This is a genomic window from Nocardioides sp. Z21_20 (genome assembly GCF_059766585.1).
The window spans coordinates 1-19,914 of sequence record NZ_JCBAJX010000013.1; the positions used below are offsets into that span (position 1 = coordinate 1).

The 19,914-nt window shown below is 72.1% G+C and carries 20 protein-coding genes and 1 pseudogene; 10 read left to right on the forward strand and 11 right to left on the reverse strand.

What is annotated here, in order from left to right; genetic code table 11:
- Positions 1 to 178: 178 nt before the first annotated feature.
- Together AC6EH9_RS16650 and AC6EH9_RS16655 are read left to right on the forward strand one after the other, a co-directional pair.
- Complete coding sequence (locus tag AC6EH9_RS16650; protein WP_498424654.1) at positions 179 to 514, forward strand: thiamine-binding protein; 336 nt, start codon at positions 179 to 181, stop codon at positions 512 to 514.
- Positions 511 to 915, forward strand: coding sequence for a secondary thiamine-phosphate synthase enzyme YjbQ (locus AC6EH9_RS16655; protein ID WP_498424656.1), 405 nt, complete (start codon positions 511 to 513; stop codon positions 913 to 915). Before AC6EH9_RS16650 ends, AC6EH9_RS16655 begins: the two co-directional genes overlap by 4 nt.
- A 25-nt stretch (positions 916 to 940) precedes the next feature.
- Here AC6EH9_RS16655 and AC6EH9_RS16660 read toward each other — a convergent pair whose 3' ends face one another.
- On the reverse strand, positions 941 to 1,333 hold the full coding sequence (locus tag AC6EH9_RS16660; protein WP_498424657.1) for a hypothetical protein: 393 nt from the start codon (positions 1,331 to 1,333) through the stop codon (positions 941 to 943).
- A 147-nt stretch (positions 1,334 to 1,480) separates the two neighbouring features.
- On the opposite strand from AC6EH9_RS16660, the gene AC6EH9_RS16665 reads away from it, so the two are divergent.
- The 4 genes from AC6EH9_RS16665 (at position 1,481) to AC6EH9_RS16680 (ending at position 5,629) form a co-directional block, all read left to right on the forward strand.
- Positions 1,481 to 1,852 carry a hypothetical protein gene (locus tag AC6EH9_RS16665; protein WP_498424660.1) on the forward strand — a complete coding sequence of 124 codons (372 nt, stop codon included), beginning with the start codon at positions 1,481 to 1,483 and terminating at the stop codon, positions 1,850 to 1,852.
- Between the two features lie 9 nt (positions 1,853 to 1,861).
- Positions 1,862 to 2,311, forward strand: coding sequence for an NUDIX domain-containing protein (locus tag AC6EH9_RS16670; protein WP_498424662.1), 450 nt, complete (start codon positions 1,862 to 1,864; stop codon positions 2,309 to 2,311).
- 93 nt (positions 2,312 to 2,404) lie between these two features.
- A complete protein-coding gene (gene dxs, locus AC6EH9_RS16675; RefSeq protein ID WP_498424664.1) occupies positions 2,405 to 4,309 on the forward strand; it encodes a 1-deoxy-D-xylulose-5-phosphate synthase in 1,905 nt (634 codons plus the stop codon).
- A gap of 111 nt (positions 4,310 to 4,420) precedes the next feature.
- Positions 4,421 to 5,629: a peptidase MA family metallohydrolase gene (locus AC6EH9_RS16680; RefSeq protein WP_498424666.1), complete on the forward strand. Its 1,209-nt coding sequence runs from the start codon at positions 4,421 to 4,423 to the stop codon at positions 5,627 to 5,629.
- A gap of 3 nt (positions 5,630 to 5,632) precedes the next feature.
- On the opposite strand, the gene AC6EH9_RS16685 is transcribed toward AC6EH9_RS16680, so the two are convergent.
- The 6 genes and pseudogenes from AC6EH9_RS16685 to AC6EH9_RS16710 form a co-directional block, all read right to left on the reverse strand.
- On the reverse strand, positions 5,633 to 6,745 hold the full coding sequence (locus AC6EH9_RS16685) for a hypothetical protein (protein ID WP_498424668.1): 1,113 nt from the start codon (positions 6,743 to 6,745) through the stop codon (positions 5,633 to 5,635).
- Positions 6,742 to 6,927: a sigma factor-like helix-turn-helix DNA-binding protein gene (locus tag AC6EH9_RS16690; protein ID WP_498424670.1), complete on the reverse strand. Its 186-nt coding sequence runs from the start codon at positions 6,925 to 6,927 to the stop codon at positions 6,742 to 6,744. Before AC6EH9_RS16690 ends, AC6EH9_RS16685 begins: the two co-directional genes overlap by 4 nt.
- Before the next feature lie 164 nt (positions 6,928 to 7,091).
- Positions 7,092 to 7,268: pseudogene (locus AC6EH9_RS16695) on the reverse strand (sigma factor); the annotation flags it as partial.
- A 79-nt stretch (positions 7,269 to 7,347) separates the two neighbouring features.
- Positions 7,348 to 7,524, reverse strand: coding sequence for a hypothetical protein (locus AC6EH9_RS16700; protein ID WP_498424671.1), 177 nt, complete (start codon positions 7,522 to 7,524; stop codon positions 7,348 to 7,350).
- Between the two features lie 150 nt (positions 7,525 to 7,674).
- Positions 7,675 to 9,759 (reverse strand): 3-hydroxyacyl-CoA dehydrogenase NAD-binding domain-containing protein, encoded by a 2,085-nt coding sequence (locus AC6EH9_RS16705; RefSeq protein ID WP_498424673.1) that lies wholly within the window; start codon positions 9,757 to 9,759, stop codon positions 7,675 to 7,677.
- Positions 9,759 to 10,976 (reverse strand): thiolase family protein, encoded by a 1,218-nt coding sequence (locus tag AC6EH9_RS16710; protein WP_498424675.1) that lies wholly within the window; start codon positions 10,974 to 10,976, stop codon positions 9,759 to 9,761. The genes AC6EH9_RS16705 and AC6EH9_RS16710 overlap by 1 nt, the downstream gene beginning before the upstream one ends.
- A 259-nt stretch (positions 10,977 to 11,235) precedes the next feature.
- On the opposite strand from AC6EH9_RS16710, the gene AC6EH9_RS16715 reads away from it, so the two are divergent.
- Positions 11,236 to 12,195 carry a PAC2 family protein gene (locus AC6EH9_RS16715; protein WP_498424676.1) on the forward strand — a complete coding sequence of 320 codons (960 nt, stop codon included), beginning with the start codon at positions 11,236 to 11,238 and terminating at the stop codon, positions 12,193 to 12,195.
- 86 nt (positions 12,196 to 12,281) lie between these two features.
- Positions 12,282 to 13,136, forward strand: coding sequence for an acyl-CoA thioesterase (locus AC6EH9_RS16720; protein WP_498424677.1), 855 nt, complete (start codon positions 12,282 to 12,284; stop codon positions 13,134 to 13,136).
- Between the two features lie 368 nt (positions 13,137 to 13,504).
- Here AC6EH9_RS16720 and AC6EH9_RS16725 read toward each other — a convergent pair whose 3' ends face one another.
- Entirely contained in the window at positions 13,505 to 14,413 is a 909-nt protein-coding gene (locus AC6EH9_RS16725; protein WP_498424808.1) for a MaoC family dehydratase, read from the reverse strand.
- Positions 14,413 to 15,765 carry a 3-oxoacyl-ACP reductase gene (locus AC6EH9_RS16730; RefSeq protein ID WP_498424678.1) on the reverse strand — a complete coding sequence of 451 codons (1,353 nt, stop codon included), beginning with the start codon at positions 15,763 to 15,765 and terminating at the stop codon, positions 14,413 to 14,415. Before AC6EH9_RS16730 ends, AC6EH9_RS16725 begins: the two co-directional genes overlap by 1 nt.
- Positions 15,766 to 15,946: 181 nt before the next feature.
- On the opposite strand from AC6EH9_RS16730, the gene AC6EH9_RS16735 reads away from it, so the two are divergent.
- Both AC6EH9_RS16735 and AC6EH9_RS16740 read left to right on the forward strand, forming a co-directional pair.
- Positions 15,947 to 17,227, forward strand: coding sequence for an acetyl-CoA C-acetyltransferase (locus AC6EH9_RS16735; RefSeq protein ID WP_498424679.1), 1,281 nt, complete (start codon positions 15,947 to 15,949; stop codon positions 17,225 to 17,227).
- 42 nt (positions 17,228 to 17,269) lie between these two features.
- Positions 17,270 to 18,835, forward strand: coding sequence for a protein kinase domain-containing protein (locus AC6EH9_RS16740; protein ID WP_498424681.1), 1,566 nt, complete (start codon positions 17,270 to 17,272; stop codon positions 18,833 to 18,835).
- On the opposite strand, the gene AC6EH9_RS16745 is transcribed toward AC6EH9_RS16740, so the two are convergent.
- Positions 18,790 to 19,491 (reverse strand): TetR/AcrR family transcriptional regulator, encoded by a 702-nt coding sequence (locus tag AC6EH9_RS16745; RefSeq protein ID WP_498424683.1) that lies wholly within the window; start codon positions 19,489 to 19,491, stop codon positions 18,790 to 18,792. The two genes, AC6EH9_RS16740 and AC6EH9_RS16745, sit on opposite strands and share 46 nt — an antisense overlap.
- Before the next feature lie 72 nt (positions 19,492 to 19,563).
- Complete coding sequence (locus AC6EH9_RS16750) at positions 19,564 to 19,914, reverse strand: VOC family protein (protein ID WP_498424685.1); 351 nt, start codon at positions 19,912 to 19,914, stop codon at positions 19,564 to 19,566.

A 19,914-nucleotide genomic window follows, 5' to 3' on the forward strand; every position in this document is an offset into this window, starting at 1 on the left:
TGGTACTGCAATCGAGAGGTTGTGGGAGAGTAGGACGCCGCCGGACAACACTTCAACGTAGAGGCCATCACAGACCCCCGGGTCAGTGATGGCCTCTACGTGCATTTATGTGCATTCACGGCCCCCTCGCCTCATTGCTGGTCCTGTTCATCGCCGGTCCGTGGACTAGCGTGGACCCATGATCGTTGCCTTCAGCATCTCCCCGGGGACCGCCGACGAGACCGGCGGTGTCAGCGAGGCGGTCGCCGCCGCCGTGCGCGTCGTACGAGAGTCCGGGCTTCCGCACGAGACGAACGCGATGTTCACGAACCTCGAGGGGGAGTGGGACGAGGTGATGGCCGTGGTGAAGCGTGCCGTCGAGGTCGTCTCCGCCGTCTCCCCGCGGGTGTCGCTGGTGCTGAAGGCGGACATCCGTGCCGGCTTCGAGGGCCAGCTCACCGCGAAGGTGGAGCGCGTCGAGAGTCTCCTGGCTTCCGCACCCGACCCGCAGGCCGAGCCCGGAGCGCGGTCGTGATCTCGGAGACGTTCACCTGCACCACCGGCGACCGGGAGCGGGTCGTGGACATCACCCGCCAGTGCGCGGCGTTCGTCCGGGGTCGCGGCGACGGGCTCCTGCACGTCTTCGTGCCGCACGCCACCGCGGGACTCGCGATCCTGGAGACCGGCTCGGGCAGCGACGACGACCTGCTGACCGCCCTGGGCGACCTGCTGCCGGCCGACGACCGGTGGCGACACCGGCACGGCTCCACCGGCCATGGCCGCTCCCACGTGATGCCGGCGCTGGTGGCGCCCTACGCCAGCGTGCCGGTCCTGGACGGCGAGCCGGCGCTCGGCACGTGGCAGAGCATCTGTCTGGTGGATCTCAACGTCGACAACGCGACCCGAGAGATCCGGCTGTCGTTCCTGGCGGGGTGAGCTCCCGTGGACGAGGGCGGTAGGGCTAGCGCGGTTCGCTCACCCGCAGCGTGACGCGCGCCAGAGCGATCGACGCCACCACGAGCACGACGGCCACCACGACGAACGGCCAGGGGCTCCAGGTCTCGCTGCAGGCGGTGCTCGTCCCCGTGCTCTCGCAGACCCGCCCGGGACCGGCGCGGTTGAGCCACGCGAGGTACAGGGCCGGTAGTGCGAGACCCGCCGCGGTGGCGGCCACCGAGCTGTTGCGCAGGGCCGGGCGGAGCGCCCCGGTGACCGCGAGGACGATCGCCACCGGAAGCACGAACACGCCGATGGTCAAGATGCCCGCGATCCCCATCCCGAGTAGCCCGCCGACGAGCAGCCACCAGCCGTAGTGCCAGGGCGCGGGACGGGGCGGCGGGCCTTGACGGGGCATCGCTTGTGTCATCGCGACATCGCCTTCCGGGCAGGTCGGTGGTGCGCCAGGGTGGATCGCTCGCCACTCGAGAGTGTCACATCGCGGGGACTGCCGGAAGCCCTCCGCCATCGAACACGTGTTCGATGTCGGAGTAGACTGGGTCGCATGCCCCGCTACGTCGCCCCTCCCGGATGGCCGGCCCAGGTCCGCCCGCCGGACGCACCCGACTGGGAGCGGACCGCGGCCGACTGGCTGCTCGACATCTGCCCGCCGGAGTACCGCGGCCATCGCACGCTGCGCCGGCACGTGGTCGTCCTCGCCCGGTTCGCGACGCTGCACGTCGAGGCGAGCCAGGCTGCCGTTCGCCGCGGGTTGAGCGAGGCCCGGTCCTCGCTGCGCGACGTGGCCGACGCCGACGTCGTGGAGGCGGCCGTGCAGACCTGGCAGGCCGAGGAGGCGCGGCTGCTCGGCGTGCGACGCGGAGTCGGGCTGGTCGAGGAGGCCCTGCGCGGGCGGCGCTTCGTCGCCCGGTTGTAGCGTGCAGGAGTGCATGAGTTCTCGAGTGTCCTGCTGGTGGACCCCCGCGGCTGGCTGCTGCTCCAGGAGCGCGACTCCCACCCGGTGATCGATCCCGACCGGTGGGGCCTCCCCGGCGGCCACCTCGACGAGGGGGAGGACCCCGAGGCCGGCGCCTATCGCGAGCTGGAGGAGGAGACGGGCGTCCGGCTGGAGTCCGGTCTGGGATGGTGGCGCGACGTCGAGGTGTTCCACGAGGCCTACGGCACCCAGGACGTGTGTCACATCTTCGTCGGCGCCACGTCGCTCACCGACGACGACATCGAGTGCGGTGAGGGCCGGCGGATCGTGTTCGTCGACCCCGCCGAGGCGCTGACGCTCGACCTGACGGCGGCGGCCGCCCTGGTGCTGCCCATGCTGGTGGACACCGATCTGCACCGCGAGCTGGCCGCTGCCGCCGCGCCATCCGACGACGACTGAGCCCTCGTTGCCCCTCCCGGATAGACTCGGCCGACGGCTCACCGCTGGTGGGCCGACACGGCACAGCACCGCAAACTGGGAGGACGCGCACTGATGGGCTACCTGGAGTCGATCTCGACCCCACGAGACCTGCGTGGTCTCGACGACTCCCAGCTGGATGCGCTGGCGAGCGAGATCCGCGACTTCCTGGTCGCGACCTGCTCGCGCACCGGGGGGCACCTCGGACCGAACCTCGGCGTCGTCGAGCTGACGATGGCCATCCACCGGGTCTTCGACTCGCCGCACGACCGGGTCGTCTTCGACACCGGTCACCAGGCCTACGTGCACAAGCTGCTGACCGGACGCGCCGCCGGCTTCGACCGACTGCGCCAGGAGGGCGGCATCAGCGGCTACCCCAGCCAGAGCGAGTCCGACCACGACATCGTGGAGAACTCCCACGCCTCGACCGCGCTGAGCTATGCCGACGGTCTGGCCAAGGCCTACGCGATCCGTGGCGAGGACCGCCACGTGGTCGCCGTGATCGGCGACGGCGCGCTCACCGGTGGGATGGCCTGGGAGGCGCTGAACAACATCGCGATCGCGCAGAGCAGCCGCCTGGTGATCGTCGTCAACGACAACGGGCGCTCCTACACGCCCACTATCGGTGGCCTGGCCACCGCACTGACGTCCCTGCGCACCAACCCGCGCTACGAGCAGGTCCTCGACCAGGTGAAGAAGCGCCTCAACGCGGTCCCCGGCGTCGGCCCCGCGGCGTACGACGCGCTGCACGCGATGAAGAAGGGCCTCAAGGACGCGATCGCGCCCCAGGGCCTCTTCGAGGACCTCGGCCTGAAGTACGTCGGCCCGGTCGACGGCCACGACCGCGACGCGATGGAGCAGGTCCTCGCCCAGGCCAAGCGCTACGGCGGCCCCGTGATCGTGCACGCGCTGACCCGCAAGGGCTTCGGCTACGACGCCGCCGAGCGGCACGTCGCGGACCAGTTCCACGCGCCGGGGCCCTTCGACGTCGACACCGGCGAGGAGACCCCCAAGGGCCGGATCTGGACCGACGTGTTCGCCGACGAGATCGTGCACATCGGACAGCGTCGCAATGACGTGGTCGCCGTGACCGCGGCGATGATGCACCCGGTCGGCCTGCACCACTTCGAGGCGCACTTCCCCGAGCGGACCTTCGACGTCGGCATCGCCGAGCAGCACGCCGCCACCTCCGCCGCCGGCCTGGCGATGGGCGGCCTGCACCCGGTCGTGGCGGTCTACGCGACGTTCCTGAACCGGGCCTTCGACCAGGTGCTGATGGACGTCGCGCTGCACAAGTGCGGCGTGACCTTCGTGCTCGACCGCTCCGGCGTCACCGGCGACGACGGCGCCAGCCACAACGGCATGTGGGACATGTCGATGCTGCAGGTGGTGCCCGGGCTGCGTCTGGCCGCCCCGCGCGACGCCACCCGGCTGCGCGAGCTGCTCAACGAGGCCGTCGAGGTGGACGACGCGCCCACCGTGGTCCGCTTCCCCAAGGGGCCCCCGCCCGACGACATCGAGGCCGTGGGCCGCGCCGGTGGTGCGGACGTGCTCGTGCGCAACGGCACCAAGGACGTGCTGGTGGTCGCGGTGGGCTCGATGTGCACCGCCGCCGTCGAGGTCGCCGAGCGGCTGATCGCCCAGGGCATCGGCGTCACCGTGATCGACCCGCGGTGGGTCAAGCCCGTCGACCCGGCGATCGTCGAGCTTGCCCGCGAGCACCGGCTGGTGGTCAGCGTCGAGGACAACGGCCGGATCGGCGGCTGCGGCGCGGTGCTCCTGCAGACGCTCAACGACGCCGGGGTCCACACGCCCTTCCGCCTGCACGGCATCCCGCAGGAGTTCCTCGACCACGCGAAGCGGGGTGCGATCCTCGAGCGGATCGGTCTCACCGCACAGGCCATCGCCCTGGACATCGTCGAGGACATGACCGCGCTGTCCGACGGTGGCGCTCTGGTCGACGCCGACCGCAGCCTGTAGCGCCGCGAGTCGCCGGTCACCTGCACGTGACCGGCGACCGGTTCGCTCGTTCATTGAGGCATGCAGTGGTGGGCGGGGAGACGGTGGCGGTCCATCCTCGTCGGGCTCCTCGTGCCGCTGCTCGTGCTCGCCGGGGCAGGCTGCTCGCTGCGCGAGGACGCGCCGACGACGGCCGGTGGGGGCCCGGACGCCGAGACGGTCGGTGCGTTGCAGCAGGTGCTGGCGCGCCGCGACCGTGCGGTCCACGGTGGCGACCAGCAGGCGTTCCTCGCGGGCGTGCACCGGGGTGACCGGGCGCTGGTCCGCCGTCAGCGCCGCTACTTCACCAACCTGGAGCAGCTGCCGCTGAAGGCCTACCGGCACACCCTGCTCGCGGACACGCTCGCCTCGGACGAGAGCGGTGGGCTGCGGGCGCAGGTGCGCCTGACCATGCAGCTGCGCGGGTACGACGAGGTGCCGGTCGAGGAGATCCGCCTCCTGCGCTTCCGCCCGGACCCCGACGCCACCGGCCAGTGGCTGCTGGACTCCGAGCGGGACCGGGCCTGGGAGCGTGAGCACCACGTCGGCGGGCACCCCTGGGACCTGACCCGGACGGTGATCCGCGAGCGCAGCGGGGTGCTCGGCGTCTTCGACCGGAACAGTGCGGGCAGCGCCACGGCCATCCTCGCCGCCGTGGACGCCGCACGCGCGGAGGTCTCCCACGTCCTGCCGCACGATTGGTCGGGGAAGGTGGTGGTCTACGCCCTGTCGACCACCCGGGTGCTGGCCAGGCTGCGCGGACTGCCCGGCGGCGACCCGGAGCGGCTCGACGCGGTCGCGTTCCCCGTCCATGGCGGGCGTACCGGGCGCACCGCGGCGTACCGGTTCATGCTGCACCCGCGGATGCTGCAGCAGCCCGGGACGGCGCGGGACCGACTGATCCGCCACGAGCTCACCCACGTCGTACTGGGGGAGCGCGACGACGACGTGCCGACCTGGCTGGCGGAGGGGCTGGCGGAGTACGTCTCCGCGCAGCCGCTGCCCGAGCGGGACCGGACGATCTCCCGGGCCGCGCTGGACGCCGCCCGGCGGGGGATCCGCAGTCTGCCCGACGACGACACCTTCAACGGGATCCGGTCCGGGGCGAACTACGGCGTCGCCTGGTGGGTGTGCCAGCAGCTCGTCGACACCTACGGCCAGGAGATGCTCTGGACCCTGCTCGAGGCCTACGCCGACACCGAGCCCGACGAGCAGGCCGACGTCCTGCCCGACTTGCTCGGGGTGCAGGGAGACGACCTGGCCCGTCGGGCCGGGGAACGGATCGTGGAGACCTTCGGCTGAGGCTCAGGAGTCGGTCGGGAACGCCAGCCGGACGTCGGCAGGCACGTCCTGCAGCACCGGGTCGCAGCCGCCGCCCAGGTCGCAGCGCAGGAGCTCGGGCGCCGGATCGGTGTTGCGGCGGAAGGCGATCGCGGCGTAGGTGTCCTCGTCGAGCCAGTGGTAGCCCACCAGGAACGAGTAGGACCCGTTGTCGAACGGCACCCGCCGGCCGGTGGCCGTCTCCAGGATCACGTTCTCGTCGTTGGTCTCCGAGATCAGGTGCGTGCCCTCGGGCGAGACCGAGACGTTCGTGAGGTCGGCCTCCACGCCGTCGAGGAGGCTGCGCCCCATCCGCTGCACGACCTCGGTCGCGTTGTCGCCCCCCGGTGTGGCGCGGCTGACCTCGTAGGCGAACACGCCACCCTTCACGTCCAGGATCCGGACCCGCTCCCCGGGGGCGGTCTCGAGGACCGTGGTCCGCCCGGCGGCCGGCTCCCACGCGACCGGGCCGCGGTCGTCGTGGACGTAGACGGTGTCGCCGTCGACCGCGTCGACCCCGATGGTCGGCCCCAGGTCGCCGTCGGTGCCCTGAACGCCTTCGGCGCGAAGCTCGTGGGTATCACCGGTGCGCTGGTCGAGGACGGTGAAGACGGGTCCGTCCGCGCCGGCGGCGAGCCATGCAGCGAGGTCGCCGTCGGCGATCAGCTCGGGCGTCTCGACGTCCTCGAGCCCGATCCGGCCCACCCGGACGGGGTCGCCGCCGGTGCTGGCCCAGACCTCGCCTGGCTCGTCGGCGAACACCACCCCGCGGTCGGTGGTGGCCAGGGCGACGACGTCGCCCTCGGCCTCGATGGTCCTCGCTCCGGCGTGGATCGTGGAGCCGAGCGAGTAGACGACCTGGCCCTCGGCGAAGGGGGCCGCGGGAGCGATGCCGCGCTGGGTCGGCCCGTCACCGCCCAGCGCCAGGGGGCTGATCGCGGCCAGCGCGATCCCGGCGGCGAGGCCACCCCCGGCCCAGGCGGCACGGCGCCGCGCCACCCGACGTTGCGCGGTGCGGACGATGGCGTCGACGTCGGGCGGGACACTGTCCATCGCCTCGGCACGCTCGTGCATCACGTCATCGAGAAGTCCGGTCATCGGGTCACCACCAGGTCGTCGAGGGAGGTCCCGGCGTCGTCGCCGAGCCGGTCACGGAGCTTGGCGAGCCCGGCCGAGACCTGGCTCTTGACGGTGCCGACCGCGCAGCCCATGGCCGCCGCGGTCTGGGCCTCGGTGAGGTCCTCGTAGTAGCGCAGCACGATGGCGGCGCGCTGACGCACGGGGGCTCCTGCAGCGCCGTCCACAGCCAGTCGTGGCGGGTGACCGCCTCGGCGTGGCCGGGCGTGAGGCGCTCCGGGAGCTGCGCGGTCGGCCGCTCGCCGTACCAGCTCTTGCGGCGGAACCAGCCGATGGCGGTCGTGGTGATCGCCTTGCGGGTGTACGCCTCCACCGCACCGGGGTCGCGCAGCCGCGGCCAGGCGACGTACGTCTTGGTCAGCGCCTCCTGGACCAGGTCCTGGGCGAGCTGCACGTCGCCGACCAACAGGTAGGCCGCCCGGTTCAGGGCGGCCGAACGGGCGGCTACGAACTCGGCGAACGCCGCAGGGTCCCTGCGCGCCATGGGTCACCTCTTCCGTGGGGCCGGTCCGTCGTGGACCGGCTCACCCACCCAGACGCGACGAGGGGGGAGGAAGGTTCGCTCAGTCGGGGGTCTGGCTCGACTCGTGCCGGGTCTCCTGCGGGTTCTCCGTGCGGGCGTCGGACTCCTCGAGGATCACCCGAGCCTGCTCGGTGGCGTCGTCGCTGCCTGCGGCGACCTCCTCGGGAAGCAGGTCGGAGCGGCTGTCGATACGGGCTTCGTCGGCTGACTCGGTCATGAGCCAAACCTACATGCGCGCCGCGCACGGCCATGCCGGGAAATGCCGAGTCGGCGCACCCTGGCGAGAGGATGCGCCGACTCGGTGACTCTACGCCACGAGCTCACGCCGACTCGACGGCGTACGCGTGCGAGCTCGTGACGACTCGCGTCAGTGGAACTTGTAGGTGCTGACTCCTGTGCGGTCCAGGAGCTTGGTGAGGCCGCCGTTCCAGAAGCTGAAGCCGGCGCCGGTGATCATCGCCAGGTCCAGGTCCTGCGGCGCCGCGACCACACCCTCCTCGAGCATCAGCCGGGCCTCCTCGGCCAGGCCGCTCAGCGCGCGGACGCGGACCTCCTCCGCGCTCAGCACGACCGGGCTCTCCGGCTTCTCCAGCAGCGCCTCGACCTCGGGGTCGACGTTGCCGTCGGGCCCGTAGAACGAGGTCTTGCGCGCCTCGACGACCCGCTTGAGGGCGGGGGAGACGTAGAACCGGTCGGGGAACGCGCCGGCCAGCGTCTCGTTGTTGTGCAGCGCGATGGCCGGGCCGACCAGCGAGAGCAGCACGAACGGCGGCATCGGCGCCACGCCCGCGAACGCCCGGTCGGCCACCTGCAGCGGCGTGCCCGCGTCGACGACCTTGGCGACCTCGCCGAGGAAGCGCCCGAGCAGCCGGTTGACGATGAACGACGGGCTGTCCTTGACCAGGATCGTGGTCTTCTTCAGCGACTTGCCGGTGGCGAACGCCGTGGCCAGCGTCGCGTCGTCGGTCTGCTCGCCCTTGACGATCTCCAGCAGCGGCATCACCGCGACCGGGTTGAAGAAGTGGAAGCCCACCACCCGCTCGGGGTGCGCCAGGTCGGCGGCCATCTCGGTGATCGACAGCGAGGAGGTGTTGGTGGCCAGCACGCACTCGGCGGAGACAAGCTTCTCGACGTCGGCGAAGACCGACTTCTTGATGCCCATCTCCTCGAAGACCGCCTCGATCACGAAGTCGGCGTCCGCCAGGGCCGCGGCCTTGGCGTCCTCGTCCGCGACCCCGGTGACCAGGGCCTTGAAGCGGTTGGCCTTGTCCTGGTTGAGCCGGCCCTTGGCGAGCAGCTTGTCGATCTCGGCGTGCACGTAGCCCACGCCCTTGTCGGCGCGCTCCTGGTCGAGGTCGGTCAGCACGACCGGCACCTGCAGGCGTCGTACGAACAGCAGCGCGAGCTGGCTGGCCATCAGGCCGGCGCCGACGATGCCGACCTTGGTGACCTTGCGGGCCAGGGACCGGTCCGGTGCGCCGGCGGGTCGCTTGGCGCGCTTCTGCACCAGGTCGAAGGAGTAGAGGCTGGCGGCGGTCTCGGGGGTGCGCGACATCGCCTCGAGGGCCTCGTCCTCGGCCGCGAAGCCCTCCTCGCGGGTGGCGGTGCGGGCCGCGGCGATCAGGTCGAGCGCGCGGTACGCCGCGGGGGAGGCGCCGCCGGTCTTGGCGTCGGCGATCGAGCGGCCCTTCGCGACGGCGGCGTCCCAGGCCTCGCCCCGGTCGAGCTCGGGGCGCTCGACGACGACGGCACCGGTGAGCACGTCGGCGGCCCAGAGCAGGGACTGCTCCAGGAAGTCGGCGCCCTCGAACATCGCGTCGGCCAGGCCGAGGTCGTAGGCCTGCTGGCCGTTGAGCGTCTTGCCGTTGTTCAGCGGGTTCTCGATGACCAGCTTCACGGCCTTCTCCGGGCCGACCAGGTTGGGCACCAGGTAGGCGCCGCCCCAGCCGGGGACCAGGCCGAGCATGACCTCGGGCAGACCGAGCGCGGGCGCGGTCTTGACCACCGTGCGGTAGTCGCAGTGCAGCGCGACCTCGAGGCCGCCGCCCAGCGCCAGCCCGTTGATCAGGCCGAAGGACGGCTTGCCGCCCTCGCCCAGCCGGCGGAAGACGGCGTGGCCGAGCTCGGCGACGACGCGCACGGCCTCGGGGCCCTGACCGGCGATCGAGGTCAGGTCGGCGCCCGCCGCCAGGATGAACGGCTTGCCGGTGACCGCGATCGCGGTGATGGCCGGCTCGGAGAGCGCCGCCTCGATCGCGTCGTTGAGCGCCATCAGCGAGCGCGGGCCGAAGGTGTTGGGGCGGGTGTGGTCGTGCCCGTTGTCGAGCGTGATCAGGCCCAGCACGCCGGCGCCGCCGGGCAGCGTCACCGGGCGCAGGCGGGCCTGGGTGACGACCTCGTCGTCGGAGGAGATCGCGGCGGCGCGCTCGAGCAGAGTGGTCAGTTCGGTCATCAGGCGACCTCTCCTTCAGTCGTGGCCGCACCGGTCCAGTGCGGGTTCTCCCAGATCACGGTGCCGCCCATGCCGATGCCGATGCACATGGTGGTCAGGCCGTAGCGGACCTCCGGGCGCTCCTCGAACTGGCGGGCCAGCTGGGTCATCAGCCGCACGCCCGAGGAGGCCAGCGGGTGGCCCATCGCGATGGCACCGCCGTAGGGGTTCACCCGCGCGTCGTCGTCGGCGATGCCGAAGTGCTCGAGGAAGGCCAGCACCTGGACGGCGAACGCCTCGTTGACCTCGAAGGCCTCGATGTCGTCGATGCTCAGCCCGGCCTGCTTGAGGGCCTTCTCGGTGGAGGGGATCGGGCCGGCGCCCATCACCTCGGGCTCGACGCCCACGAACGAGTAGGAGACCAGTCGCATCCGGATCGGCAGACCCATCTCGCGGGCGGTCTCCTCCTCGGCGAGCAGGCACGCGGTGGCGCCGTCGTTGATCCCCGCGGCGTTGCCGGCGGTGACGTTGCCGTGCGAGCGGAACGGCGTCTTGAGCGCGCCGAGCGTCTCCATGGTGGTGCCGGGACGCATCGGCTCGTCGGTGGTGGCCAGGCCCCAGCCGAGCTCCGCCGAGCGGGTCGCCACGGGGACCAGGTCGGGCTGGATCTTGTGGTCGGCGTAGGCGGCGGCCGTCTTCTCCTGCGAGCGCACGGCGTAGGCGTCCACGCGCTGCTTGGTGATGGTGGGGTAGCGGTCGTGCAGGTTCTCGGCGGTGATGCCCATGACCAGCGCGTCGGGGTTCACGACGCCCTCGGACATGATCCGCGGGTTGGGGTCGACGCCCTCGCCCATCGGGTGACGGCCCATGTGCTCGACTCCGCCGGCGATCGCGACGTCGTAGGAGCCGAACGCGATGCCGCCCGCGAGCGTGGTGACGGCGGTCATCGCGCCGGCGCACATCCGGTCGATCGCGTAGCCGGGCACCGACTGCGGCAGGCCCGCGAGCAGCGCTGCGGTGCGGCCGATGGTCAGGCCCTGGTCGCCGATCTGGGTGGTGGCGGCGATCGCGACCTCGTCGACCCGCTCCGCGGGCAGCGAGGGGTTGCGACGCATGAGGTCGCGGATGCACTTGATCACCAGGTCGTCGGCGCGGGTCTCGGCGTACTGGCCCTTGGCCTTGCCGAAGGGGGTGCGCACGCCGTCGACGAAGACGACCTCTCGCAACTGTCGGGGCACGAAGTCTCCTCGAGGGATATGTGGCTGGGATGGGCGCGCAGACGTCGCCGCCGCGCTCCCGTGAGGTAGGTTACCTCTCAGTAACAATGCTGGGCCCTCCGCGTCGTCGCCAGCCTGTGTGGGGGTGGTCACGGGTGGCCGGTCCGGGTGGCGGGCACACCGGGAATATCGTGGTTGTGAGATGCGCTGGCACAGCGCGGACCGAGGTGTTTCGCGACGGCGCCGTCGAGGCGCCACCCGCTGCAGTCAAGGAGGAGCCGTGACCGAGGGATCCAGGCTGGTCCACATCGTCGACGATGTGCCGGAGCTCAACGCGGCGCTGGCGCAGGCGCGAGAGAACGGCCCAGCAGGCGCGGACCTGGTGATGGTGCACGCGCTCGAGGGCTTCCTCGACGCCGGCTCCGCCGCGGCGAGAGCCGCGACGTACCTCGAGGAGCTGAGCGACGGTCCGGTGGTCGCCACGTTCGACGTGGACGCGCTCTACGACTACCGCGCCCGGCGTCCGCCGATGACGTTCGCGCGCGACCACTACACCGACTACCAGGCTCCCCGGCTGACCGTGCGGCTGCTGCGCGACAGTGCCGGCACGCCGTTCCTGCTGCTGCGCGGCCCCGAGCCCGACATCCGCTGGGAGGCGTTCAACCGGGCCGTGCGCGAGGTCGTCGAGCGCTTCGAGGTCAAGCGCGTGGTCGGGATGGGCGCGGTGCCGATGGCCGTGCCGCACACCCGGCCGATCGCGATCACCCACCACGCCAACCGCGCCGCGCTGCTCACCGGCGAGAGCCCGTGGCGCGGCGAGCTGCGCGTCCCCGCCAGTGCGCAGGCGGTGCTCGAGGTGCGCCTCGGCGAGTGGGGACACGACGCGCTGGGCTACGTCGCCCACGTGCCGCACTACCTCGCCCAGCTCGACTACCCGCGCGCCGCGGTGGCGCTGCTGGAGCAGGTCGAGCGCGGCGCCCGGCTCACCGTCGACCTGACCGAGCTGCGCACCGAGGCGGAGGCGCGCGAGGTGGAGATCGCCGCCTACCTGGCCACCCACGACGACGTCAACGAGGTGGTCCTGGGGCTCGAACGGCAGTACGACGCGTTCCAGCGCGCCGAGGAGAACGGCAGCAGCCTGCTCGCGGGGGACCAGCCGCTGCCCACCGGCGACGAGATCGGCCAGCAGTTCGAGCAGTTCCTGGCCGGGCTCGACGGCCCGGACGGCGAAGCGCGCTGAGCTCTCTCGTTGCGTGAGGCCCGCCTCGTCCGCCCTGCCACTGAGTCGCCCCGTCATTGAGTCGCCCCGCCACTGAGAGGAACGCCGTGCCCGGCAACATCGAGGAGCTCGTCGACCTGTTCGACATCGAGGACATCGACACGAACCTGTTCCGGGGGCGCCAGCCGGACACCCAGCTGCAGCGGGTCTTCGGAGGGCAGGTGGCGGCGCAGGCGCTGATCGCGGCGGCGCGCACCACCGACCCGGCCTACCTGCCGCATTCGCTGCACTCCTACTTCCTGCTGCCCGGCGACACCGCGGTGCCGATCATCTACGACGTCGACGCGATCCGGGACGGGCGCACCTTCGCTACCCGCCGCGTCGTCGCCCGCCAGCACGGGCGCCCGATCTTCTTCCTGACCGCCAACTTCCAGCGGCCCGAGGAGGGCTTCGAGCACCAGGACGTGATGCCGCAGGTGCCGCCGCCGGAGGAGGCGATCGGGCTCAGCGCGATCTTCGCCTCGCGCTCAGACGCGGCCGCGGCGGAGTGGGACCGGGAATGGTCGGCCCTCGACGTGCGCCACCTCGGCACATCCGTGCGTGGCCTCGCCGAGGACCCGATGCACCCCGCCCGGGCGCAGCTGTGGATCAAGACCGGAGGCAGGCTCTCCGACGACCCGCTCCTGCACCTGGCCGCGTTCACCTACGCCAGCGACATGACGTTGATCGGCGCCACGATGGTCCCGCACGGCGTACAGGTCGGCAGCCCGGGCATGCAGGTGGCGTCTCTGGACCACACCATCTGGTTCCACCGCCCCTTCCGAGCCGACGAGTGGTGGCTCTACGACCAGACGTCCCCCTCCGCCTCCGGGGGACGCGGGCTCGCCCTGGCCCGGGTCTTCACCGGTGACGGGACCCTGGTCGCCACCGTCGCCCAGGAGGGTCTGATCCGCCAGCGCTGACGGGGGCGCTTGCCGGTGCGGGCTGGGGCGGCTGTCGTGGCGTGCCTGGGGCGCCGGTTTCCCCGGTCGGCCGGGGAACCCTGAACTTGTCGGCCGAAACTTCGCCCGACAACATCAGTAGTTGACGGGGGGCACTACCTCAGCAGCCACATAAGGCCGTCTCCGCATCAGCGGCCCCAAGCGGCGCCGCTGCTGGCCGCCGTACGCCCCCGCTCGGGCGGCGTCGGCCTCCGCCGTACGACGCAGCGCGCCGGCGTCGAGCCTTCGTGCGCGACCGGCGCCCGGCAGGGTCGTGTTCCTGTGGGCGCGCCGGGGCGCGTCGCGGCGCACGCGACCCCCGCGCGCAGGAGTGGCCCCCGCCGCGGCACTCAGACCGGCGTGGTCCGGCCCAGCAGGTGTGGTGCGCCGGACTTCGGGCTGGACAGGGAGAATGCGAAGCCGTCCGAGGTGGCCCGGGAGCCGAAGGCGACGGTGCCGGGGAGCAGGATCGGCTTCTTGAAGGCGACCTCGATCCGGACCGCGTCGGGCAGTCGGTTCTCCAGCGCGGCCACGCAGCGGGCCTTGCTCCACATGCCGTGGGCGATCTGGCGGGGGAAGCCGAGGGCCTTCGCGCTGAGCGGGTAGAGGTGGATCGGGTTGTGGTCGCCCGAGACCCCCGCGTACTGACGCCCGAGGTCGCCGGGCAGCGCCCAGCGAGCACCGGTGGGGGGCACCTGGTCGAGGGCCAGCCCTCCGGGGGCATCCGGGTCGCCCGGGCCACGGCGCAGATAGGTCGAGGTGCTCTCCCAGATCAGCTCGTCGCCGGGCCCGCGGACCTCGGTGCCGAAGTCCAGCAGGGTGCCCTTGGGGTGGGTGCGCGGGGCACCGAGGCGGGTGGTGACCGACACGGTCTCGCCGACGGCGACGCGACGGTGCGAGACGATCGTGTTCTCCAGGTGCACCGTGCCGATCGCCGGGTAGGGGAACGCCGGGTCGGTCATGATCGCCATGTGCAGGCCGAAGGCCAGCAGGTGCGGGTAGGTCAGCGGCACGACGTCCTTGACCGGGAAGCCGCACACCCGGGCGTAGGCGTCGGCATGCTCGCGGGTCACGCTCACCTCGGGTCGGGTGAAGGCCAGCCCCTCGGCGTCACCCGCGCCGCCCTTGCGGATGCCCGGCAGCTGCCCCACCAGCGGCAGCGTGGGCAGGGCGGCCTTGAGCAGCATCGCGAGCCCGCCCGGGTCGCCGTGTACGACGCGCGGCGCGGTGGGGGCGGCCCCGCGCGACTCGGCGGCCATCACGCCCCCAGCATCATCTGGCCGCAGACCCGCACGACGTTGCCGTTGACGGCCGTCGAGGCGGGGTTGGCGTACCAGGCGATCGTCTCGGCGACGTCGATCGGCAGCCCGCCCTGGCTCATCGCGTTGAGCCGCTGGCCCACCTCGCGGGTGGCGAAGGGCACGGCCGCGGTCATCTTGGTGACGATGAAGCCCGGGGCCACGGCGTTCACGGTGATGCCGTCGCTCAGGTCCGGAGCCAGCGCGTCGACCAGGCCGATCACGCCGGCCTTGGAGGCGGCGTAGTTGGTCTGGCCGTTGTTGCCGGCGATGCCGGCGATCGAGGCGACCCCGATGATCCGGCCGTTGGCGTTGACCAGCCCCTGGTCGAGGAGCTCGCGGGTGATCCGCTCGGGGGCGGTGAGGTTGACCGCGATCACCGACGTCCACCGGTCGCCCTTGCTGTCGGGCATCATGTTGGCCAGCCGGCGGTCGCGGGTGATGCCGGCGTTGTGCACGACCACGTCGACCGCGCCGTGCTTGGTCCGCACGTGCTGGGCGATGCGCTGGGGGGCGTCCTTGGCGGTGATGTCGAGGACCAGGTGGTCCCCGTCGAGCTCGCGCATCAGCGCCTGGAGCTCGCTGGCCGCCTGCGGTACGTCGATGCCGAGGACCGTGGCGCCGTCGCGGTGCAGGACCCGCGCGATCTGCTCGCCGATGCCCCGGCTGGCGCCGGTGACGATCGCGACCTTGCCGGCCAGCGGGTGGTCCCAGTCGGCCACCTCCTCGGCCGGCGCGGTGGCGCCCTGGGTGCCGATCCGGATCACCTGACCCGACACATAGGCCGACTTGGGGGAGAGCAGGAAGGCCAGCGTCGAGGTGACCGCCCCCTCGGCGCCCGGCGCGACGTAGACCAGTTGCGAGGTGCCGCCGCGGCCGACCTCCTTGCCCAGCGAGCGGGTGAAGCCCTCCAGCGCCCGCTGCGCGACCCGCTCCTCGCTGCTCCCGGTCGAGGCCGGGTCGGTGCCGATGACCACCAGTCGGGCGCTGCTCTCGAGGCTGCGCATCAGCGGCGCGAAGAAGTCGCGCAGCGCGACCAGCTCCTCGGAGCTGGTGATCCCGGTGGCGTCGAAGACCAGGCCCTTGTAGCGGCTGCTCGGGTCCGCCTCGGTGACCGTGTCGATGTCCAGCGCGCCCAGCATCGCGGGCAGGTCCCCGGCCAGGCGGCCCGACCCGCCGACCACCACGGTGCCCTCGACCAGAGGGGAGCCCTCGCTCCAGCGGTCGAGCGCGACCGGGCTGGGCAGGCCGAGGTTCTTGACCAGCAGCTTGCCGATCGGGGTCTGGACGAAGCCCTGGTAGCGGTCGCTCATCAGCGGGGTCCTCCTGCGTTGGGTTCTGCCTGGGTCTGGCGGTGGATGATATGTAACTAAAGGTGTAACTCTGAGTCCACTTATCGTGACGTGGCACTCACCGCATTCCCTGCGCCGTGTCGAGAAGCAAGGATAGGGAACCAGTCAGCACCCAGCAGCGACCCGAACCCCAGGAGTGACCATGCAGGCCCAGACCCGCCGCGTCGCCGTCATCGGCGGCAACCGGATCCCGTTCGCCCGCTCCAACACCGTCTACGCCACGGCGTCCAACCAGGACATGCTGACCGCGGCCATCGACGGGCTCGTGGAGCGCTACGGCCTCGAGGGCGAACGGCTCGGCGAGGTCGTGGCGGGCGCGGTGCTCAAGCACTCGCGCGACTTCAACCTGGCGCGCGAGTCGGTGCTGGGCTCCAAGCTCTCCGCCGAGACGCCCGCGACCGACATCCAGCAGGCCTGCGGCACCGGCCTGCAGGCCGCGATCCAGGTCGCGAACAAGATCGCCCTGGGCCAGATCGACGCCGGCATCGCCGGGGGCTCCGACACCACCTCCGACGCGCCGATCGCGGTGGGGGAGAACCTGCGCAAGATCCTCCTGGAGCTGAACCGGGCCAAGGACCTCAAGGGCCGTCTCGCCGCTCTCGCCAAGGTCCGTCCCGGCGACATCGTCCCGTCCATCCCGCAGAACGGGGAGCCGCGCACCGGGCTCTCGATGGGCGACCACGCGGCGCTGACCGCGCTGGAGTGGCAGATCGGCCGCGAGGAGCAGGACGAGCTGGCCGCCACCTCCCACCAGCGACTCGCCGCGGCGTACGACAGTGGCTTCCTCGACGACCAGCTGACCCCGTTCCGCGGCCTGGAGCGCGACCAGAACCTGCGTCCGGACTCCACGGCCGAGAAGCTGGCCAAGCTCAAGCCGGTCTTCGGCAAGGGCGAGGCCGCGACGATGACGGCCGGCAACTCCACGCCGCTGACCGACGGAGCCTCCGCGGTGCTGCTGGCCTCCGAGGAGTGGGCCGAGGAGCGGGGGCTGCCGGTGCTGGCCTACCTGACCGCCTACGAGACGGCCGCGGTCGACTACGTGCACGGCGGGGAGGGCCTGCTGATGGCGCCGGCCTACGCGATGGCGCGGATGCTGCAGCGCGAGGGCCTCTCGCTGCAGGACTTCGACTACTACGAGATCCACGAGGCCTTCGCCTCGCAGGTGCTCTCCACGCTCAAGGCCTGGGAGGACCCGGTCTTCTGCAAGGAACGCCTCGGCCTGGACGCGCCGCTGGGCAGCATCGACCGGGACAAGCTCAACGTCAACGGCTCCTCGCTGGCGGCCGGTCACCCGTTCGCGGCCACCGGCGGCCGGATCGTCACCAACCTGGCGAAGCTGCTGGCGCAGCGGGGATCGGGTCGTGGCGTGATCTCGGTCTGCGCGGCCGGCGGTCAGGGAGTCGTCGCGATCCTGGAGCGCTGATTCGCGGCATCACCCCTCGCCGGGCGGGGTACCGAGAGGTGTATGAGCCGTGTGGGCGAGCTTTTCGACGGGCGGTACGTCCTGGAGGCCGAGGTGGGCTCGGGGGGAACCGGGTCGGTGCATCGCGCGCGAGATACCGTCCTGGGGCGCACGGTGGCGGTGAAGCTGCTGCGTGCCGCCGCCCGGGGCGACGAGGAGATGCAGCGGGCCCGGCTGCGCGCCGAGGCGCAGCTCGCCGGGGCCCTGCACCATCCCGGTATCGCCGAGATCCACGACCTGGGCGAGGACACCTCGACGACGCCGTCCACGCCCTACATCGTGATGCAGTACGTCGAGGGGGTGGCGCTCTCGGACATCCTGCGCGAACGTCGCACGCTGACGCCGCACGAGGTGCTGGAGGTCATCGAGCAGGTCGCTGCGGCACTCGCCGCGGCCCACGCGTCGGGGATCGTCCATCGCGACCTCAAGCCGGCCAACATGCTCGTGACCCGCGACCACCGGGTGGTGCTGGTCGACTTCGGGATCGCCCGCTCGGAGTCGACGGACCCCCTCACCCTGACCGGGACGATCGTCGGCACCGTCGACTACATCAGTCCCGAGCAGATCTCGGGGAGGATGGCGACCACCCGCTCGGACCTGTACTCCCTGGGTGTGGTGGCCTATGAGTCCCTGACCGGCCTGCGCCCCTTCCGTCGTGACTCCCAGGTCGCCACGGCGCTGGCCCACATCAACGACGACGTGCCTCCGCTCGGGGCGGAGGTGCCGGCGTCGCTGCGTGGGCTGGTGATGGCGCTGCTCGCCAAGGACCCCGCCGAGCGTCCGCGCGGTGCGGTGGTGGTCGCGGAGCTCGCGGCGGGACTGCTGGGACGCGAGCTGACCGAGCCGGCCGGAGCCGGGGTCTCCCTCGAGGATCCCGAGGATCCTCCGCCCGGTCCGGACGCCGCGTCACCGCCGCCCCGAGCTGCCTCCCTCGACCCGGACCCGGACCCGGACCCCGACCCGGACCCGGCGGGCGGGGAGCGGCCGCGCGGCAGGCGCAGAACCCTGCTGGCCTCCGGGGTGGTCATCGGGCTGGTCGCCATGGTCGGCGTCGTGGTGCTGGTGGGCGCCGGCTCCGCAGACCGGGTCGTGCCCGACGTGGTCGCCATGACCGTCCAGGACGCCGCCCGGGAGCTGGCCGACAGCGAGCTGGAGATGACGCGCACGGTGGTCGACCACCCGCGCGTCGCCGCGGGGATGGTGCTGAGCCAGAGTCCCGAGCCGGGAGAGGAGATCGACGAGAGCACGCCGGTCCGGCTGACCGTGGCCTCGGGCAGGGTGCAGCTCCGGGCCAGCGAGGTCGTCGGCACGCCCTATCCACAGGCGGTGGCGCGACTGGAGCGAGCCGGTCTGATCGCGGTCCGGGACGAGTCGCCGTCGGTGGCCGACGCGGGGGAGGTGCTCGCGGTGGAGCCGTCCGGTCACCTGCCGGTGGGCTCGACCGTCACGCTGACGGTGGCCGCCGAGGGGCGGGCCGGACGCGATCGGGGCGAGACGTCGCGGCGCAGTGACGTGCGGCTTGCTCAGCCGGGTCGGGTGGCCAGGGCCAGCGCGGTGGCTACCAGGTAGTCGCGCACCTGCTCGGGGGAGATCGACCCGACCGTGGGGATGCCCGGCGCTGCCTCCTTGACCAGGATGCCGACGCGAGCCAGCTGCAGCGAGCCCAGACCGCTGGCGTAGAGGGTGTTGGCGAGCAGCGTGGGGTCGGCGACCTGGAAGTCTCCGCGGGCGACGCCGGCCTCGAGGACGGCCGTCAGCTCGGCGAGGCAGCCGGAGATGGCGCGGCCGAGGCGGAACAGGGCGCTCTCGCTGATCTCGTCGAGGAGCTCGGGGCCGGTGCGGCGCATCAGGGTCTGTGCGCAGTCCACGAAAGCCGGGTGCTCCACGCCGTAGTCGACGAACGCCTCGACGATGGCCCTGAGCTGGTCGGCGGGAGCCTGGTGGGCGCCGCTGGCAGCCGCCAGAGCCGCACGCAGCTCGTCGAGGTAGCCGACCAGGGTGAGCGCGAACAGCTCCTCCTTGCCGGTGAAGTGGCGGTAGATGATCGCCCGGTTGACGCCCACCGAGCGGGCGATGTCCTCGATCTGCGCGTCGCGCACCCCGCGCTCGTCGAACAGCGCGCGGGTCGCGTCGAGGATCTCCTTCTCGCGTGCCTTGCGGCGAGTCGCGGCGGCGGAGCGACGACGATCGGTGTCCGCCTCGGGAGGGGTGGGCGTACTGCTCATGGAGGAATCCTAAGAGGCGATGCAACCCGACGTGTCACGGCTGTGCGCGGACAGTGGCGCAGATCGCGTCGCTCAGTCGCCTGCCGAGTAGCACGACAGCACGTTTCCGAAGGGGTCGCGGAAGTCGAAGTAGCGCACGGCGCCGGGGACGTGCTCGAGGGGACCGACGTCGATCCCGAGCCGTTCCAGACGCGCGTGCTCGGTCGCGGCGTCCGCGACACCGAACCGGACGACGACCTCGGCGCCGGTGCGCTCGACCGGCTCCTGGCCCAGCTGGAGCCAGATCGGGCCGAGCTGGAACTCGACCACGCCGTCGGCCGGCTCCAGGTCGGGGCCGGCCAGCCCGAGGACCGGGCCATACCACTGCACGGCCTCGGCCAGGTCGCGCACCGGCAGGCCGACGGTCACGGTGTCGATGTCCAT

Coding starts and splice junctions, on each gene's coding strand:
- AC6EH9_RS16750 (WP_498424685.1), bottom strand. CDS start 19,914: ATGGACATCGACACCGTGACCGTCGGCCTGCCGGTGCGCGACCTGGCC.
- AC6EH9_RS16685 (WP_498424668.1), bottom strand. CDS start 6,745: ATGACCGGACTTCTCGATGACGTGATGCACGAGCGTGCCGAGGCGATG.
- AC6EH9_RS16745 (WP_498424683.1), bottom strand. CDS start 19,491: ATGAGCAGTACGCCCACCCCTCCCGAGGCGGACACCGATCGTCGTCGC.
- AC6EH9_RS16740 (WP_498424681.1), top strand. CDS start 17,270: ATGAGCCGTGTGGGCGAGCTTTTCGACGGGCGGTACGTCCTGGAGGCC.
- AC6EH9_RS16735 (WP_498424679.1), top strand. CDS start 15,947: ATGCAGGCCCAGACCCGCCGCGTCGCCGTCATCGGCGGCAACCGGATC.
- AC6EH9_RS16650 (WP_498424654.1), top strand. CDS start 179: ATGATCGTTGCCTTCAGCATCTCCCCGGGGACCGCCGACGAGACCGGC.
- dxs (WP_498424664.1), top strand. CDS start 2,405: ATGGGCTACCTGGAGTCGATCTCGACCCCACGAGACCTGCGTGGTCTC.
- AC6EH9_RS16725 (WP_498424808.1), bottom strand. CDS start 14,413: ATGGCCGCCGAGTCGCGCGGGGCCGCCCCCACCGCGCCGCGCGTCGTA.
- AC6EH9_RS16700 (WP_498424671.1), bottom strand. CDS start 7,524: ATGACCGAGTCAGCCGACGAAGCCCGTATCGACAGCCGCTCCGACCTG.
- AC6EH9_RS16730 (WP_498424678.1), bottom strand. CDS start 15,765: ATGAGCGACCGCTACCAGGGCTTCGTCCAGACCCCGATCGGCAAGCTG.
- AC6EH9_RS16660 (WP_498424657.1), bottom strand. CDS start 1,333: ATGCCCCGTCAAGGCCCGCCGCCCCGTCCCGCGCCCTGGCACTACGGC.
- AC6EH9_RS16705 (WP_498424673.1), bottom strand. CDS start 9,759: ATGACCGAACTGACCACTCTGCTCGAGCGCGCCGCCGCGATCTCCTCC.
- AC6EH9_RS16665 (WP_498424660.1), top strand. CDS start 1,481: ATGCCCCGCTACGTCGCCCCTCCCGGATGGCCGGCCCAGGTCCGCCCG.